17 protein-coding genes are annotated in these 16,787 nt (G+C 73.5%); 10 read left to right on the forward strand and 7 right to left on the reverse strand.

The window, feature by feature from the left end:
* The first annotated feature begins 158 nt into the window (after positions 1–158).
* From JK356_RS07060 to JK356_RS07080, 5 genes are all read left to right on the forward strand, one after another.
* Positions 159–2,126, forward strand: a complete 1,968-nt coding sequence (locus JK356_RS07060; protein WP_201866677.1) for a HAMP domain-containing sensor histidine kinase — start codon at positions 159–161, stop codon at positions 2,124–2,126.
* A gap of 30 nt (positions 2,127–2,156) precedes the next feature.
* The gene (locus tag JK356_RS07065; RefSeq protein WP_201866678.1) at positions 2,157–2,591 is read left to right on the forward strand and encodes a roadblock/LC7 domain-containing protein; all 435 of its coding nucleotides are present in this window, start codon (positions 2,157–2,159) and stop codon (positions 2,589–2,591) included.
* Position 2,592: 1 nt separating this feature from the next.
* Complete coding sequence (locus JK356_RS07070; RefSeq protein ID WP_201866679.1) at positions 2,593–2,958, forward strand: DUF742 domain-containing protein; 366 nt, start codon at positions 2,593–2,595, stop codon at positions 2,956–2,958.
* A complete protein-coding gene (locus tag JK356_RS07075; RefSeq protein WP_374100621.1) occupies positions 2,939–3,544 on the forward strand; it encodes an ATP/GTP-binding protein in 606 nt (201 codons plus the stop codon). The genes JK356_RS07070 and JK356_RS07075 overlap by 20 nt, the downstream gene beginning before the upstream one ends.
* Before the next feature lie 72 nt (positions 3,545–3,616).
* Complete coding sequence (locus JK356_RS07080) at positions 3,617–4,201, forward strand: GAF domain-containing protein (RefSeq protein ID WP_201866681.1); 585 nt, start codon at positions 3,617–3,619, stop codon at positions 4,199–4,201.
* 67 nt (positions 4,202–4,268) lie between these two features.
* Here the strand turns inward: JK356_RS07080 and JK356_RS07085 are convergent, their stop codons facing one another.
* Positions 4,269–5,510: an acyl-CoA dehydrogenase family protein gene (locus tag JK356_RS07085; protein WP_374100620.1), complete on the reverse strand. Its 1,242-nt coding sequence runs from the start codon at positions 5,508–5,510 to the stop codon at positions 4,269–4,271.
* A 375-nt stretch (positions 5,511–5,885) separates the two neighbouring features.
* Entirely contained in the window at positions 5,886–6,146 is a 261-nt protein-coding gene (locus JK356_RS21735) for a cold shock domain-containing protein (RefSeq protein ID WP_236670859.1), read from the reverse strand.
* A gap of 236 nt (positions 6,147–6,382) precedes the next feature.
* Here JK356_RS21735 and JK356_RS07090 point away from each other — a divergent pair, with 236 nt between their 5' ends.
* Positions 6,383–7,108, forward strand: a complete 726-nt coding sequence (locus JK356_RS07090; protein WP_201866682.1) for a hypothetical protein — start codon at positions 6,383–6,385, stop codon at positions 7,106–7,108.
* A 46-nt stretch (positions 7,109–7,154) separates the two neighbouring features.
* Here JK356_RS07090 and JK356_RS07095 read toward each other — a convergent pair whose 3' ends face one another.
* Positions 7,155–8,132 carry a hypothetical protein gene (locus tag JK356_RS07095; RefSeq protein ID WP_201866683.1) on the reverse strand — a complete coding sequence of 326 codons (978 nt, stop codon included), beginning with the start codon at positions 8,130–8,132 and terminating at the stop codon, positions 7,155–7,157.
* A gap of 226 nt (positions 8,133–8,358) precedes the next feature.
* On the opposite strand from JK356_RS07095, the gene JK356_RS07100 reads away from it, so the two are divergent.
* From JK356_RS07100 to JK356_RS07115, 4 genes are all read left to right on the forward strand, one after another.
* Entirely contained in the window at positions 8,359–9,642 is a 1,284-nt protein-coding gene (locus JK356_RS07100; RefSeq protein WP_201866795.1) for a TerD family protein, read from the forward strand.
* A 121-nt stretch (positions 9,643–9,763) separates the two neighbouring features.
* The gene (locus JK356_RS07105; RefSeq protein WP_307815441.1) at positions 9,764–11,041 is read left to right on the forward strand and encodes a hypothetical protein; all 1,278 of its coding nucleotides are present in this window, start codon (positions 9,764–9,766) and stop codon (positions 11,039–11,041) included.
* A 92-nt stretch (positions 11,042–11,133) separates the two neighbouring features.
* Positions 11,134–11,631: an RNA polymerase sigma factor gene (locus JK356_RS07110; RefSeq protein ID WP_201866684.1), complete on the forward strand. Its 498-nt coding sequence runs from the start codon at positions 11,134–11,136 to the stop codon at positions 11,629–11,631.
* Positions 11,606–12,502, forward strand: coding sequence for a DUF4232 domain-containing protein (locus tag JK356_RS07115; protein WP_201866685.1), 897 nt, complete (start codon positions 11,606–11,608; stop codon positions 12,500–12,502). Before JK356_RS07110 ends, JK356_RS07115 begins: the two co-directional genes overlap by 26 nt.
* Positions 12,503–12,569: 67 nt before the next feature.
* On the opposite strand, the gene JK356_RS07120 is transcribed toward JK356_RS07115, so the two are convergent.
* From JK356_RS07120 to JK356_RS07135, 4 genes are all read right to left on the reverse strand, one after another.
* Positions 12,570–13,808 (reverse strand): PP2C family protein-serine/threonine phosphatase, encoded by a 1,239-nt coding sequence (locus JK356_RS07120; RefSeq protein ID WP_201866686.1) that lies wholly within the window; start codon positions 13,806–13,808, stop codon positions 12,570–12,572.
* A 136-nt stretch (positions 13,809–13,944) separates the two neighbouring features.
* Entirely contained in the window at positions 13,945–15,120 is a 1,176-nt protein-coding gene (locus JK356_RS07125) for a ferric reductase-like transmembrane domain-containing protein (RefSeq protein ID WP_201866687.1), read from the reverse strand.
* Entirely contained in the window at positions 15,117–16,031 is a 915-nt protein-coding gene (locus JK356_RS07130; protein ID WP_201866688.1) for an FAD:protein FMN transferase, read from the reverse strand. The genes JK356_RS07125 and JK356_RS07130 overlap by 4 nt, the downstream gene beginning before the upstream one ends.
* Before the next feature lies 1 nt (position 16,032).
* Positions 16,033–16,731 carry a DUF2271 domain-containing protein gene (locus JK356_RS07135; protein WP_201866689.1) on the reverse strand — a complete coding sequence of 233 codons (699 nt, stop codon included), beginning with the start codon at positions 16,729–16,731 and terminating at the stop codon, positions 16,033–16,035.
* Positions 16,732–16,787: the final 56 nt, after the last annotated feature.

Raw genomic sequence — 16,787 nt, forward strand, 5'->3', positions numbered from 1 at the left:
GCGGTCCGTGGCGAAACGGTGACCGGAGCCGACAGGGTTATTTTGGCCCCGCACCTGTGCGGCGCCGTCTCTGCTTCCCCGCGCCGCCCCCGCGCCGGGTGCGATGCCGGTGTGCCACGAGGCCCATACTCCCCGCGGGCCCTGTACTGAGGACGCTGATGTCTCAATCCCCCCCACCCACCACGCGCTCAGGACGGCGGCACGGAAGGCCGCCCACGGCCGGCGACAGAGCGGGGCTGCTGCGCCTCGCGCTGCTGCCCGCCGCCGCTGTGGCCCTGATCGCGGCGGGAGCCGGAGCCGCGCTGATGGCGTCGGAGGCCCCCCGCCGCGCCGCCCTCGGCGTGGCCATCGTCGCCGCCGGGGCATGCCTGGCGGTGCTCTTCTGGGCGTATCGTTCCGCCACGGCCGCCTCCGCCGCGCTGGGGCGCGAGTCGGCGGTCAGTGACCAGGCCGCGCGTGACCGGGCGCACGCCCTCGCGGCCAGACTCTCCGAGGGCCAGGCCGAGATCCAGCGCCTGGTGAAGCAGATACGCCGGGGCGAACGCCCCGAACCCCGCGACCGGGCGGCCGTGGACGCCCGGGACCTGGAGGAGATCGACCGCGCGCTGCGGGCCTTCCTGACGGCCGCCGAGTCGGCCGTCATCGAGGCGTCGGCGCGGCAGCAGATCGTGGTGTTCGTCAACATCGCGCGGCGCCTCCAGTCCCTCGTCACCCGGGCGCTCACCCAGCTCGACGGTCTGGAGCGCGAGGTCGAGGACCCGGAGCTGCTCGAGGGCCTGTTCAGCCTCGACCACCTCGTCACCCGCGTCCGCCGCCAGGTCGAGAGTCTCGGCGTGCTCGGCGGCGCCGTGCCGCGCCGCATCAGCAAGCCCGTCAGCGTCTACACGGTGCTGCGGCAGGCGGTCGCCGAGGTCGAGCAGTACTCCCGTGTCAAGGTGCACCAGCCGGTCGAGGGCATCCTCCACGGCCACGCCACCGCCGACGTCATCCACCTCATCGCCGAACTGGTCGAGAACGCCGCGACGTTCTCGCCGCCCACGACCACCGTGCACCTGCGCGCGGAGCGGGTCGCGGCCGGCCTGGCCATCGAGATCGACGACCGCGGCCTGGTCATGCCCGCCGACCTGCGGACGCGCATGAACAACCTGCTGTCGGCGCCGGAAGAGTTCGACATCGGCGAGCAGCTGAAGGACGGCCGCATCGGCCTGTTCGTGGTCGCGCAGCTCGCCCGGCGCCACGGCATCACCGTCCGCCTCCAGAGCAACGTCTACGGCGGCAACCAGGCGGTGGTGATCCTTCCCAACGCCCTGCTGAGCGACCCGACCGAGCAGATCCCGGCGGTGCCCGCCACCGCCGCCGCGCAGAACGGCGGCGACCGCGGCCTGGCCGCCGTGGGCGCGCAGGCAGCGCAGTCAGCGCAGGCCGCGCCCCAGGCGGCGGCGCAGCCCGCGCAGGCGGCCCGGACCGCACAGCTGCCGCGGACTCACGCCCCCGACGCCGGGCCCGCCACCGGCGGCTACCCCGCTGCTGCTCCGGCCGCCGCGCCGCGGGAGCACGCCGCCGCCACCGCGACGGCGCAGTTCCCGGGTCTGGACGAGAGCTTCGGCGTCTCCGGTGCCGCCCGCCACGGCACGGGTGACCCGGCCGCGAGCGGGGCCGCGGGCCGGGGCACCGGCATGGGCGCCGCCCCGGACACCGGGGGCTACCCCACAGGCGGGTACCCGATGGCCCCGGCCCAGCCGGGGCAGGGGGTGGAGCCTGGACCAGGAAGGGAGAACGGGGGACACACCGGCCACGCCGGCCACACCGAGGCCCCCGGGGCGCGCGCCGCGCACCCGGGCGGCCAGGAGCCAGGCAGCAGCGCCGGCCAGCCCCGGGCCCAGCGGCCCGAGGGCGACGCCCAGCGCCCGGAGCTTCCGGTGCGCACCCGGGCGACGGCGCCGGAGCCCCCGGCCGATCAGTCGGGGAGACCGCCGCTGCCCAAGCGCAGCGGGTCGTATCTCTCCCCCGAGTTCTACGAGAACGCCGCCGCGCGCGACGAACCCGACGCCGGCCCGGACTTCGGCCTGATGGCCCGGTTCTCCGAAGGCTTCGCCCGCGCCGACGACGGCCCCCGAGCTGACTGACCAGCACCACCCTCAAGGAGGACTTCGATCATGATGAGCGACGTGCCCGCGGGCCGGCCAGCAGATCTCGACTGGCTCCTGGCCAGCTTTGTCCAGAAGGTCGTCCACGCCCGCAGCGCCGTGGTGGCGTCGAGCGACGGCGTGAAGAAGCACGTGTACGGCCTGGACAACGACCAGGCCGACCGCCTCTCCGCCATAGCCACCGGTCTGTGCTCACTCGGGCGCGGCGTCGGCGAGTTCGTCGACCACGGCAGCGGCAAGGTGCGGCAGGTGGTGGTCGAGCACGAGGACGCGCTGCTGTTCGTCTCGAAGGCCGGCCCGGGCGCCGTGCTCGCGGTGCTCACCACGCACGAGGCCGACCTGAGCCTCGTCGGCTACGAGATGGCCCAGCTCGTCAAGAGCGTGGCCAGCTACCTGGCCACGCCAGAGAGGGTGAACATGGCGCCGACCAACGCGGTTGTCTGACATGACGTCGTTCGACGATCCCTGGATCGACGCGGACGCGCCGGACGTGCGCCCCTACGCCCTGACGCAGGGGCGCACCCGTCCGACCCGCGACCTGACCCTGGCGACATTAGTCAAGGCCGGGCGCTCCCGGAGTGGGGTCCGGCTCAGCCCCGAGCACGGCGAAGCCCTCGAACTGTGTCGTCACGGCCCGCGGTCGGTCGCCGAGATCGCCGGAGTCCTCAAGCTCCCGGTGCAGGTCACCAAGGTGCTGCTCTCGGATCTCATCGACGCCCGTTCCCTGGTGGTACCGATGCCCGCCACGGACGCCGACCCCACCGACCCACTACTCCTGGAGGCATTGCTTGCTGGCCTTCGACAGCTCTGAGGCATCCGCGTCACGCGACGTGAACCTGATTCCGCTGAAGATCGTGATCGCCGGTGGCTTCGGCGTGGGCAAGACGACCATGGTCGGGGCGGTGAGCGAGATCAAGCCGCTCACGACGGAGGAGACGCTCACCGCCGCCAGCGTGGGCGTGGACAACCTGGCAGGGGTCGGCCAGAAGACGACGACGACCGTGTCGATGGACTTCGGCCGCATCACCTTCCCCACACAGAACCTGATGCTGCTGCTGTTCGGCACGCCGGGGCAGCAGCGGTTCTGGTTCATGTGGGAGGACCTGTCCCTCGGCGCGGTCGGCGCGGTCGTGCTCGCCGACACCCGCCGCCTGCTGGACAGCTTCGCCGCCATCGAGTACTTCGAGCTGCGCCGCATCCCGTTCGTCGTCGCCGTCAACGAGTTCGACGGCGCCTTCCGGTACACGACCGAGGAGGTGCGTGACGCCCTGGAGGTCAAGCCGGAGGTGCCGGTGATGCTGTGCGATGCCCGCAGTACCTCATCGTGCCGCCGCGTGCTGATCTCCCTCGTCGAGCACGCCAGAGCCATGTCCCTGGCGGCGCGCTCCCACCAGTAGCCCGGTGACGAGCCAGGCCGCCCCCCGACCCCGCACTTCCCCCTCACCTAGAGAGAATCCGGAGCCCATCCCATGCCGACGTTCGATACCGACACCGGGCGCCACCTGCTGACTCCCGCCGATGCCCGGGGGCCGGTGCGGGAGGCGCGGCTGCGCGAACTGGGCCTGGCCGACAGGCCCGTTCCGGAGTTCGACCAGTTCGCAGCCGAACTCGCCCGCGACGCCGCCGACCTCAACGGCCTGCCGAGCGCGCCCTACGCGATGGTCAACTTCATCGGCCAGAACCAGCAGTTCTTCGCCGGCCTGTACACGCCCGACGGCTCCGCCAGCGGCGGCGGACAGGACGTGGGGCGCACCATGACGCTGGATCAGGGCTACTGCCCGCACGTCGTGGACCGCGGCAAGGCCCTCGTCCTGCCCGACGTGTGCGCCTACCCGCGCTTCGCGGGCAACGAGGTCGTCGACCACATCGGCATCCGCACCTACATGGGCGCGCCGCTGATCGACGACCAGACGGGCGAGGCGCTGGGCACGGTCTGCGTCGTGGACACCGAGCCGATCCCGTGGGGCCGCGAGGGCCTGGATTTCATCAAGGACCGGGCCGAGCGGATGATGAACATGCTCCGCAGCGGCGTCGGCGTGACCGGCTCCCGCTGAACGCCGGACGCCGGGCGCCCCGCTGCGGGCGCCCGGCGTCTGCGTGCCCTCTGGCGGCCGGCCGCGGTTACCGCACGGCGACGGGCTCGCGCTGCGTGCCGCCGCTGGTGACGTCCGCCAGCCGCTCCGACCACTCGCCGCGCGAGGTGCCCAGTGCCACCTCGGCCAGGCGCAGCCGCTGCACGTCGGAGGTGCCGGCGGGCGCGAAGATGTGGAAGGCGTCGCGCAGGTAGCGCTCGACCGGCCGGTCGGGGAACAGGGCGCAGGCGCCGTGGATCTCCATGGCGGTGCGCGCCGAGTCCATGGCGTACTCGACGTTGATGAGCTTGGCGTTCTGCAGCTCGGCGTCGCACGGCAGGCCCCGGTCGAGCAGGTGCACCGCGTGATAGGCCGCGAGGCGGGCCGTCATCAGCCGCGACTGCATCTGCCCCAGCTTCTGCTTGACGGAGTCGAGTTCCGCCAGCGGCTTGCCGTACCGGATCTGCCGGGCGGCGAAGGCGGCGGTCTCCTCCACCACCGCCTGGTGGATGCCCAGCGAGACGCCCGTGAGATTCGGCCTGCCGTACAGCACGCTGGAGGAGTAGGCCACGGCCAGGCCGTCACCCTCCTCGCCGAGCAGGTTGTCCGCCGGGACCCGGCAGTTGTCGAAGATGATCTCGCCGAAGCTGAAGCCGTGCAGGCCCATGGCGGGCCGGTGGGCGGCCAGCCGGCAGCCGGGCCGGTCCGCCTCCACCAGGAACGCCGACAGGCCCTTGGAGCCCGGCCCGGTGCGCACGACGACGCCGTGCAGGTCGCCGACGTGGCTGTTGCCGACGAACACCTTGCTGCCGTTGAGGATGTAGTCGTCGCCGTCGCGCACGGCGCTCGCGGCCATCCCCAGCACGTGGCTGCCGGAGTGCTTCTCGGTCGTCGCGATGGTGGGCAGGCAGTCACCGGCGGCGATGGCCGGCAGCCAGGTCTTCTTCTGCTGCTCGTTGCCGAAGTGGATGATCTTGGCGACCCCGAGCTGCGAGGCCTGCACCATGGCGCCCATGGCGCCGCAGACGCGGGCGAGTTCCTCGATGATGATGGTCTTCGCCAGGTGCCCCATGCCCATGCCGCCGTACTCGCGGCCTATCGTGACGCCGATCCAGCCCTGGCGGGCTATGAGGCGGGACAGTTCGTGCTGGACCGTGCGGGAGGCCTCCATCTCGGGCACTCGGGGACGGACCTGCGTCTCGGCGAACTCCCTGACCTCCTGGCGCAGGCGGCGATGCGACTCGGTGAGGAAGTAACCGTCTGACTGCATACTGTCCGAGGGCAAGATCATGGTTAAGGACTCCATCAATACGGTCAGCACTTGGAATCGTGGGACGGACGTGGCCTTCGGAGTTACGAGCGGTTGCGTGACGCGGGGGCACGGCTGGGGCACTGCTCTGTCACGAACGCTCACTCTCGTCGGCGGATGGCACGCTGAAGGCCGGCACCCGTCGTGCTCGCCAGGACGCAACGAGGGGGCCGCAGCGACGCGGGCCCGCGCTGTCAGTCACCGGATCGGGACTCCCAGCGAGGCACCACACATACGGTGACCGATTCCTCGCAGTCGTTGCAGTAGCGGAGGCCGATCGCTTCGGCGTCGTTTGAGCCGAGCGTCACCCTCCCGACACGCCCGGAAAGCGGTGTAATTTGTTGGCTTTCGCGCTAGTTAGGCGCTGCCTGTGGCAGGTGGGGACGACCCCGGAACGACCCTGCGCGCCCGGTAGGCGTAGCCGTCCTGTGCCCCGGCCTCCCATTCGAGGATGACCGGCTGGCCCGGGGTCAGCGAACGGAAACCGTCATTCCCGGAAGCCGGTGCGATGTCCGAATAGTGTGCCCAGCAGCCGCCGGGCGTCTCCGCCGAATCCAGCACACCCCATCCCTCGGCGTCGTGCCACTCACGCACGCGCGCCCCCACTGTTCCCGTCATGGTCACGAAGACTAGCCCGCCACGCCGATGCCGGTGCGGTGGCGGTTCGTTGGCGGACCGGCACGGACGCAAGGACGGGCCGCAGGCCCGCCAGAGACGACGCCCCTGACCGCGCTTCCTGATCCGCTGGCGCCCCGGACGACGCGTGACCGCAGCCGGGCGGCGGCGGGAGCGGGGCGCCGGGTTTCCGTCAGAAAGGGGGCAGCGAGCCTCCGGCGCGTCTACGCTCGTTGCCCGTGACGACATGGCTGTGGGCGCAGCCCGACCCGGAGCGCGCCCGCGACACGCTGTTCCGGGTGGTGGGTGCGTCCGCTCAGCGACCGGGCCGCGGCCCGGTGCTGCCGGCGCCGGACGAGCGCGTCGGCTGGCCGGAGCGGCGGCCCGTCCAGCCGGGCGGCACGGCCGAGGAGGAGCGGGCCGCACGTGCGCGCGGCGCGCGGGCGTTCACCCTGTGGCGCGACCCGGAGGGCCGGGAGGCGCTGGCGCACGTCGTCACGCTCGCGGCTTCCCGCCGGGATGGCGCTGAATACGAGGTGCGGGGCGCGCCGGGGGAGACGCTGGGCGTGATCCGCCGCGAGCCCGGCTCGTTATGGCGGCTGCGGCGGGCCCGCTGGAGCGTGCGGCAGCTGGATCGGGGCGCCGCTCCTGCCACCGCCCGCAAGGGGCTGCTGCGGTCGTGGTTCCTGTGGCTGCCGTCCCGGCCGTTCCAGCTGCTGCTCACCGCCTTCACCATGGGCGAGTACGCGGGCGCCGAGCCGCCGCGCCGCCTCCGGTTCCGGGAACCGGCGGAGAAGGGGGCAGGACGAAGCGGCCGCGTGGTGCTCGACTTCCGCGGCGGCCGCGAGGACCTTCAGGTGGTCGCCGGCGGCTGGGACCGCCGGGTGACCGCCGCGCTGCTGCTGCTCCTCCACAGCTGGGAGTCCCCGCTGGGCCGCTCCGGGGGGCACCGGTCGTTCGTCTGAGGCGCCGGCCGCCGCGCGGGGCGGTGCCGCCGGAACGCCGGATTGTTCAGAAAAGGCTGCCCAGCACGTCCCCGGCGCCGTCGACGATGCTCCGGCCGGCGTCCACGACATCGCTGGCCCGGTCGCTGACCCAGTCGGTGGAGGCGTTCCAGGCGTCGGTGGTCCAGTCGATGGCCTGGCTGCCCCACTCCTTGATGTCGTCCCAGTTGTCCCAGACGAGGGTGCCCACCCAGAACCCGGCCGCGATGATGGCCGCGACGGCGGTGCCGGGCCCGGGAAAGGCGAGGGCGAGCGTCATGGTGGCGGCGGACACCGTCCCGGCGACGTCGACGGAGTAGCCGGAGGGGTCGTTCTGGAAGGCGGTGACGGGATTTCCCTGCGAGATCAGGTCGGCGATGCCGGTGCCGGTGCTGATGAGGCCGCCGATGAACCCGGTGTAGCGCAGGAAGCCGGCGTAGCGGCCGGCCTGGAAGAGGCTCTGGGTGAGCGCCGCGGGAGTGCCGCCGAGTATCGTCGCCACCCTGCCGCCCAGGCTGGATGACCAGCCCAGCCGGGAGGCGATCTGGTTGACGCTGGTGACGAGCTGCTGGGCCTCGCGGCCCGCCAGTCCGGGCAGAACGCTGCCGCCCGCACCGAGCGCGGCCAGGCTGGCCTGAAACCGGCCGACCGGGGCGACGAGGCCGCCGGTGAGCAGGCTCTGGCCGGCCAGCAGCTTGGTGATCTTCCAGCTGCCTAACGCGGAGACCATGGCGCTGACGGCGCCCTTCAGGTCACCCACGAAGCCGTAGGCCTCCAGGTACCACTCCTCGTCGCTCCGCGCGATTCCGGCGCGGCGGCGCAGGCCGGAAGCGGTCTCGGTGGCCCATGTCTGCACCGGTTCCAGTGGGCTGAGCTCGGCTCGGGCCCCCAGCTCGCTGGCCCGGTTGAACAGCTGCTGGATCTCCCAGGCCGTCCCCGATCCCCCGTCCTTGGCGTCGAGCAGGTCCGCGAGGCGCTCAAGGTCGTCCGGATTGACCTGGCGCATGATCCCCCTCTCCGCGCCACCCCGGTGTGCGTGTTCCCCTGGCCGGAGCGCCGCGTTGCGTCCCACGGTCCCCGGGGTCGGCACCGGGTCCCCCCTGATGTCCGCGACATTTACGCACCGTCAGTTTTCATGTCACTTTCATGGTTGGCGGAGGTGCGGCCGCTGGCGCCCCGCCGCGGCGCACGCGGGCGCCGCCTGCCTGCGTACCGTGGTGGGCATGATGAGGATGACGGCTGGCTCGAACGCGCCCCTGACCGCGGCCCAGGTGACCGTGGAGGTCACCGCGCCCATGGCTATCGACGTCTCGGGACTGCTGGTCACGCCGGACGGCAAGGTCCGCTCCGACGCGGACTTCGTCTTCTACAACCAGCCGCAGGGGCCCGGTGTGACGCACCGCGCCGCCGCGCCCGGCGTGCCGGACGGCATCACCGTGGACACCGACGCCGTGCCGCCGGAGATCGACAAGGTCGTCGTCACGGCGAGCCTCGACGGCGGCCGGCCGTTCGCCGGGGCCGAGCCGACGGCGACCGTCCGGGACGCCGGCACCGGCGCCGTGCTGGCGACCTTCACGCCGCCGCCGCTGACGTCGGAAACGGCGCTGGTTCTCGCCGAGGTCTACCGGCGCGGCGGCGCCTGGAAGATCCGTGCCGTCGGGCAGGGGTACGCGGACGGACTCGCCGGCATCGCCACGGACTTCGGGGTCTCCATCGACACCCCCGCCCCGCCGGAGTCCGCGCCGCAGCCATCGGCTGCCGCGGCCCAGCCGGACACGCCGCCGTCCCCGGGCGAGGCGCCGGCGCCGCAGCCGCCGGAGTCCGCGCCGCAGCCATCGGCTGCCGCGGCCCAGCCGGACACGCCGCCGCCCCCGAGTGAGGCGCCCGCGGCGCAGCCGCCAGAGCCTGCCCCGCAGGAGGCCGCGCCGGCGCCCGGCATCGTCACCCTCGACAAGGGCCGGGTCACGCTCACCAAGAACCAGTCCGTCTCCCTGGTCAAGTCCGGCCGCCCGCCGCTGACCCGGGTGCGGATGGGCCTGGGCTGGGAGCCCGCCCGGCGCGGCAGGTCGATCGACCTGGACGCCTCCGTCATCGCCTTCGACGCCCAGCGCAAGAAACTCGGCACCTGCTGGTTCCTGCGGACCAGCCTCTTCGGCGGCGCCATATCCCACTCCGGCGACAACCTCACCGGCCACGGCGCGGGCGACGACGAGGTCATCACGGTCCGGCTCGACCGCCTCCCCGAGGAAGTGACCGGTCTCGTCTTCGTCGTGAACTCCTTCTCCGGCCAGAAGTTCACCTCCGTGGCCAAGGCCTACTGCCGCCTGCTGGACGGCACCGCCAAGAACAGGGAGCTCGTGCGCTTCAGCCTCACCGACTCCGAGCCGCGCACCGGCCTGGTGATGTGCAAGCTGGTCCGCCAGCACTCCGGTGAGTGGCACATGACGGCGCTGGGCGAGTTCGTCCGCGCCAGGACCGCACGCGGCATGGCCAGGCCCGCCGCCCGCCTGCTGTGACGGCGCCCGGCCGTGACCGGCCGCACACCGCCGGTGTCGTTGCACGAACGTAACAACCCGCCCCCCGGGCCTCGCGGTCACACGTGTGTCCGACCGCACCGACATAGAGGGGCAGACTGGCGTGAGCGCACGGCACCACTCCACACGCAGGACCGTCCTGGGGCTTGGCGCGGTCGGATTGCTCGGCGGGGGCTGCTACGCCCTCGCCGAGCACTTCTCCCGCACCGGCAACGCGGCGGCTGCCGACCGGTCCGGCGGCTCCGGCGGGAACGCGGGCGGGGCCGGCGAGAGCGGCGAGAGCGGCGGGGAGCCCAGCGTAGACAACCCCCGCCTCATAGGCGACGGTTCCACGGCCGACACCGGCCCGCAGCCGAACCAGCCGGAGGTCCGCCGCCTCGAACGCGGCGAGACGCCGCCGCAGTTCGTCGTCGCCTCCTGGGACGGCGCCGGCTCGCTCGACGACGGCCTGTTCGAGCGGTTCCGGCGCGTAGCGCGCGAGACCGGCGGCTCGATGACGTTCTTCCTCTCGGGCCTCTACCTGCTGCCCGAGTCCCAGAAGAACCGCTACCGGCCGCCCCGTAACCCCCGTGGCGCCTCCGACATCGGCTACCTCACCGACGCGCACATCCGGGACACTCTGGTCCACCTGCGCGGCGCGTGGCTGGAGGGCCACGAGATCGGCACGCACTTCAACGGCCACTTCTGCGCCGGTGAGGGCTCGGTGGCGAACTGGACGCCGCAGGAGTGGGAGGACGAGATCGAGCAGGCCATCGACTTCGTCACCCACTGGCGCACCTACACCGGCTTCACCGACGTCGAGCCGCTGCCGTTCGACTACCGCCGCGAACTGGTGGGCGGGCGCACGCCGTGCCTGCTCGGCCAGGAGAACCTGCTGCCGACCGCCGCCAGCCTCGGCTGGCGGTACGACGCCAGTTCGCCGGGCGGCCTCCAGCGGTGGCCTGCCCAGACCAGCGGCATCTGGGACTTCCCGCTGCCGGCCGTGCCGTTCCCCGGCCACGACTTCGAGGTGCTGGCCATGGACTACAACATCCTGGCCAATCAGTCGGACGGCTCGACCGAGGGCGACCCGTCCCAGTACCCCGCCTGGCGCGATCAGGCGCGCGGCGCGCTCCTCGCGGGCTTCGAGCGCGCCTACACCACCAACCGCGCGCCCCTTTTTCTGGGCAACCATTTCGAGCAGTGGAACGGCGGCATCTACATGGATGCGGTCGAGGACGCGCTCACCGAGATGGCCACGAAGCCGGACGTACGCCTGGTGTCGTTCCGGCAGCTGTGTGACTGGCTTGAGGCCCAGGACCCCCAGGTGCTGGCACGGCTCCAGGCGCTGAACGTCGGCGAGGCGCCGCTGGGCGGCTGGCGCGAGGTGACGGCGCCGTGATCCGGGCAGACGAGGAAGACGGAGAAGACGAGGAACCCAGACGAAGAAGCCAGACGAGCAGCCAGCCGGGAACGGGAAGGCGGTGAGAGACGGTGGACCCCGCTGAGCAGGAAGCCCGCGAGGTCTTCGAGGAGGTGTATCCGCGGCTGGCCGGCTGGTGCCGCGGCCTCGTGGACAGCGACGCCGCCGCGCACGACATCGCCGCCGAGGCCTTCACCCGGCTGTGGTCGCGGTGGCGGAGCGTCGACCGGCCCGAGGCCTACCTGTTCGGCGTCGCGGCCAACCTCGTGAAGGACTACTGGCGCCTGCGCGACCGGGAACGGAACGCCATGCGCCACCTGAAGGCCAGCGGGCCCGCGCACGCGCCCGCCGCCGACCAGGGGCTGGCCGTGCGCAGCCTGGTGGAGTCGCTGCCCAGCCGGCTGCGCGTCCCGGTGCTGCTGTACTACTACGCCGGCCTGCCCGTCAGCGAGATCGCGTCCGTGCTGCACCGCCGCCCCGGCACGGTGAAGAGTGACCTTCACCTGGCCCGGGAGCGGCTGAGGAACGCCTTGGGAGGACGATATGAATACACCGGCATCACCGCATGAGCCGCACGGCGGGCACGGGGACGAACCGGAGCGCGGCGAGTTCACCGCCGTCTTCGGTGCCCCGGCGGAGCCGCTCGACCCGCCGCCCGGCACCTACACCGAGCTTCGCCGCCGCGCCGCGGCACGGCGCCGCCGCCGCGTGACGGGCGTGGCCGTGGCCGTCGTGCTCTGCGCCGGCGGCGGCGCCGGCCTGGTGGCCCTCGGCGGCCAGGACGGAGACGACGCATCCGCCGCCGACACCCTGGCGTCCGGGGCCGGGTCCGGGACCGAGGCCGGGGCCGGATCCGGCTCGTCGGCCGCCGGGCCGGACCAGACCGAGGACGGTTCCCCGTCGTCCGTGGGCGGCGACGGCGCCGGGGAGGAGGAGCCGGACGCGGAGCCGTACGAGGCTCGGGACCCGGACGGCGCGGCCGCCCCGGCGCCCTCCGGTGCGTCCGGGACGGGCACCGGCGCCCCGCTCTGCCAGAGCGAGCAGCTGGAACTGGGGACCTCCGGGCCCAACGCGGGCGCCGGGTCGATCTTCGTCACGCTGGACCTGACCAACGTCTCCGGCGAGACGTGCGCGCTGGTCGGGTACCCCGGCGTCTCGCTGGTCGGCGGCGACGACGGCGAGCAGATCGGCAGCCCGGCCGAGCGCGTCGCCGACCGCGAGTCCGTGCGCGTGGAGCTGGCCCCCGGCGAGACGGCGGGCGCGGACCTCCGGGTCGGCCGCGCGGAGAACTACTCCGAGAGCGACTGCTCGCCCCAGGCCGCGCGCGGGCTGCGCGTGTACCCGCCGGAGGAGCGGGACGCGCTGTTCCTGCCGCTGGAGGGCCTCACCGGCTGCGCCAACGAGGACATCAGCCTGCTGGACGTGACCCCGGTGTACTGACGGCGGCCGCGGCACGCGCGGCTTCGTCACTCCGCTGCTGCGCCGCACGCCCGGCGCGGCGTGACGGCTACAGGCGCATGACCAGCAGCGCCACGTCGTCCGGGGCGCCGTTGGCGACGCCCAGCCGCGTCAGCAGCTCGTCGGCCAGGTGCTCGGGGTCGTGCCGCCTGTGCTCGGTGAGGACGGACGTCAGGCGGTCGATGCCGGTGGTGATGTCCTCGCCCCGGCGCTCGACCAGCCCGTCGGTGTACATCACCAGCGTGTCGCCCGGGTGGTACACCATGCGTGCCTCGATGCGCGGCCGCTGCTCCGGCCGGGTGGCCAGCGGCGGGTCGGTCGCCTTGTCGAGCATGCCGAACGACCCGTCGGGGTGGAGCAGGACCGGCGGCAGGTGCCCGGCGCTGCTGTAGCGCAGCTCGTGCGTCTCGGTGTCGACCACGACCTTCACGACGGTGGACGCGAGGCCGCCCTCCACCGACGCGGCGTACATGCCGAGGATGCCGAGCGCGCGGCCGGGGCCCACCTCGGCCCGCATCACGGCGCTGAGCGCGCTGCGCAGCATGCCCATGACGGCGGCGGCTCCCAGGCCGTGCCCGACCACGTCGCCGACGGCCGCCGCGAACCGGCCGGGGCCCACGTCGGTGACGTCGTACCAGTCGCCGCACACGTTCAGCACACCGGTGGCGGGCAGGTAGCGCACCGCGATCTCCGGGTGGTGCGCCAGATCAGGGGAGTGCAGCATCGACTCCTGCAACCGCAGGGCGATCTGCCGCTCGCGGAGGTTGTCGCGCTTCAGCTCCGCGTTGAGCCGCTGGAGCTCCTCGGCGCGGGCGAACAGCTCCGCTTCCGGCCCGCGGTCGTCCATGCCGGGCTCGCCGGTGTCCTGCCGCTGCCGCAGGTACCTCACCAGCCTGGTCAGCTCCTCCAGCCGCAGCAGCACGCAGGTCAGCGCGCCGTCGGGGGAGGTCACGGGCGCCAGCTCCACGGACCACCAGCGCTCCTCGAAGACGGCCGGCCGGCCCGGGGAGGGGATGTCGTAGCGCTGCACGGCCAGCGTGTCGGGCTGGCCGGTCGCGAAGACCCGGCGGACCGCCTCGTCGATGGCGCCCGCACCCCCGTCGGGCGCGGACGGGTTGTCGGGGAAGACGTCGGTGAGGAACCGGCCCACGACGTCCTCGCGCCGCTGTTTCGTCGCCCGCAGGTGCGCGTCGTTGACCGCGAGGATGCGCAGGTCGGCGTCCAGCACGAGATAGGCGTTGGGCGCGGCGGCGAACAGCGCGGGGTAGTCGATGTCCGGTGACGTCAACGCTCACTCCCTCGGCGAGAGCCCCGGCCGTGCAGGGCTTCTTCTCACGCTAGGCGGAGTCGCCGGGGCGCGCCCACTTCCGGCAGGCAAGCGGACGACCCGCCGGGACCGGCCGTAACCGGCGGGAACGCTCCCGTCAGCAGTCGAAGTGCTCGGTGAAGACCTGGTCGCGGGCGACTCCCCGGTCCTGCAGGCCGCGCACGGTGGACCGCACGAAGCCGGGGCTGCCGCAGACGAAGTAGCGGGCGCCGCGGTCGAGGGGCAGCCGGTCGGTGTAGCGGCTGCCGAGGCGGGCGCGCAGCTCGTCGCGGAAGACGGCCTCCGCGGGCGAGGAGACGATGTGCGTGAGCGACATGTGCGGCCCCGCGTGCCGCCGCACCAGGTCGACGAACGGGGTGACGCCGATGCCGCCCGCGACCAGCACGGCGGGCCGGCCGGGGTCCCTGGCCTGGCGGGTGAACGTGCCGTACGGGCCGTCGAGCCGCAGCACGGCGCCCGGCGCAAGCGTCCGCAGCCGTTCGGTGAACCGCCCCGCCCGCTTGACCGCGAAGGTCAGGGTGCCGTCGTCGCCGCTCGCCACGACGCTGAACGGGTGCCCGCGCGACAGCGGGCCAAGGCGCAGATAGCAGAACTGGCCCGGCGCCGGGCGCAGCGGCCGGCCGAGGGGCTGGAGGGTGTACCGGGTCACCGTCGGCGACAGCTCGGCCTTCCCGGTCAGCCGGTACCGCCGTGACCACACCGGCACCGCCAGCCGCCAGGCCACGACGGCGGCCAGGCCGCCGGCCAGCCCCAGCCACAGCGCCCGCAGCCACGGGGTGTCCAGCAGGAACGAGCCGATGCCCCAGGCGTGCAGGAACACCAGCCCGGCCAGCGGGTAGGAGACGTAGTGCACGAAGCGCCAGACGCGGTGCCGCACGGCCGCCCGCAGCAGCGTGCTCGTCAGCCACAGCGCGAGGAAGAGCAGCAGCGCGATCCGGCCGTAGGAGGTGTAGGTCGACTCGACCCAGGTGAAGTCCCACACCACCAGGTAGGGCAGCTCCTGGTGGGCGGCGATCATCTCCAGCAGCGGGTGCAGCAGCACGAAGAACGCCCCGCAGCCGCCCAGCCAGCGGTGCAGCGTGACGACGGCGAGCCGGTCGCGGCACAGCCGCTCCGAGACCTGCCGGATGCCGAGCACGACCTGCCACCACAGCACCAGGCCGCCGGCCAGGCCGGTGAGGTTGGCCCAGTCGCCTGCCGTGAGGCCGGGCCGCGCCAGCAGCGAGGTGAACGGCAGGACGGTCAGCGCCATCAGCACGAGCAGACGTGTCACGCGGCGCGCTCCAGCGGCAGGCCCGGGGAGTGGCGCACCACCCCCTGGCGGTCGATGGTCACCCAGCCGGCGTCCGGGTCCGTGCGGGCCAGCCAGGCCGGGCCCTCGGCGGTGCCGAGGATCACCAGGCACGTTGCGTACACCTCGGCGGCGGCCAGGTCGCCGGTGACCACGGTGGCCTGGAGGCAGTCGGAGCCGGCGGGCTCGCCGGTGCGCGGGTCGAGGAGGTGGTGCAGGCGCCGCCCGGCGGTGTCGCGCCAGCTGCGCCGCACGACGCTGCTGGTGGCGACGGCGGCGCGCGGCGGTAACGGCAGCACGCCGGCGCCCGGTCCGCCGTCCGGGTCCTGCGGGTGGGCCACGCCGACGCGCCACGGCGGGTCGGCGGCGCGGCGCCAGGCGACGAGGTCGCCGCCGGCGTCGATCAGGCCGCGCGGCGTGCGCAGCTCGCGGGCGGCCGCCTGCACGGCCCAGCCTTTGACGAAGCCGCCGAGGTCGACGGCGACGCCGGGCGGCAGCAGCACCGTGCCGTCCTCGTGGTCCAGCCGCACCTCGGGCGCGGGGGGCCCGGCGGGGTGCCCGGCGGGGCGGCGGCCGGGCGGCGCCGCCGGCGGGGTGCCGATCGACGCGAAGTCACGCGTGTAGCCGAGCCGGGCCAGCTCCGCTCCCAGGAACGGGCTGAACAGCCCGCCGGTGCGGGCCTGGTAGGCGCACGCCTGGTGCAGCACCCGCAGGAACAGCCGGGAGACGCGCACGCGCCCGCCCGCGTTGGCGCGCGAGACGTCGCTGTCCGGCCGGAAGCGGCTGAAGACGCGCTCCACCTCCCGCAGCCAGCCGAGCACGGCGGCGGCGTCGCGGGGCGGCAGCACCAGGAGCACGTCGGTGCCCATCAGACGCTCGCGTATACCGCGCACGTCACGAGCCCCGGGTGTAGGTGGTGACGTCGTCGGGGTCGAGGGGCTCGCCCGGGGTGAAGCTGGCGCCGACGTCCTCGACCATGGTGGGGTGCTCGCGCGCCGACCGCGGCAGGTAGACGGCCTCGGCCTGGGAGGCGTCCGGCTCGGAGCCGAGCTGGATGGTGCCGGTGAACAGCACGCGGTCTTCCCACAGCAGGTTGCCCTCGATGCGGTAGGTGTAGGTGCCGGGGCGCACCGGGTTGCCGTTGCGGTCGGTGCCGTCCCAGTAGAGGGTGTGGCGGCCGCTGTCCTGGGCCGGGCGGCTGGCGGCCCTGACCTCCTCCTCGGTCGCCGACTCCCAGCCGGAGGTCTGGCGCCACAGCGGCAGCGACTCGGGGCGGCGGTCCCAGCCGCCGTTGGCGGTGAAGCTGGTGGCGAAGAGCGTCGTGACGTAGGCGCCGTCGGCGTCCTCGATCCAGACCGCGATCTGGTTGCTGGCGTGCGTGGGGATGCGGTGGAGCTGGTAGGTGATCCGCACCAGGCCCAGGCTCTCGGCCTGCGGGGCCATGGTCTGCCGGGTCACGGGGGCGGGCCGCTCCTCGGCGGTGGCCGCGGGCGCGTCGGGGAGCCGCTGGTAGAGGTACGTGCCGCCGGCGGTGGCGGCGACCCCGGTGATGACGACGACCGGGACGATGAGGCGGCTGGTCCGGTCCGTCATCCGGTGCTGCCCCCTCCCCTCACGTCCCCGGTATTCGGTGTCGTGTGCTTATAAGA

It is taken from the genome of Streptomyces sp. 7-21 (assembly GCF_016741785.1).
Classification (GTDB): domain Bacteria; phylum Actinomycetota; class Actinomycetes; order Streptomycetales; family Streptomycetaceae; genus Streptomyces.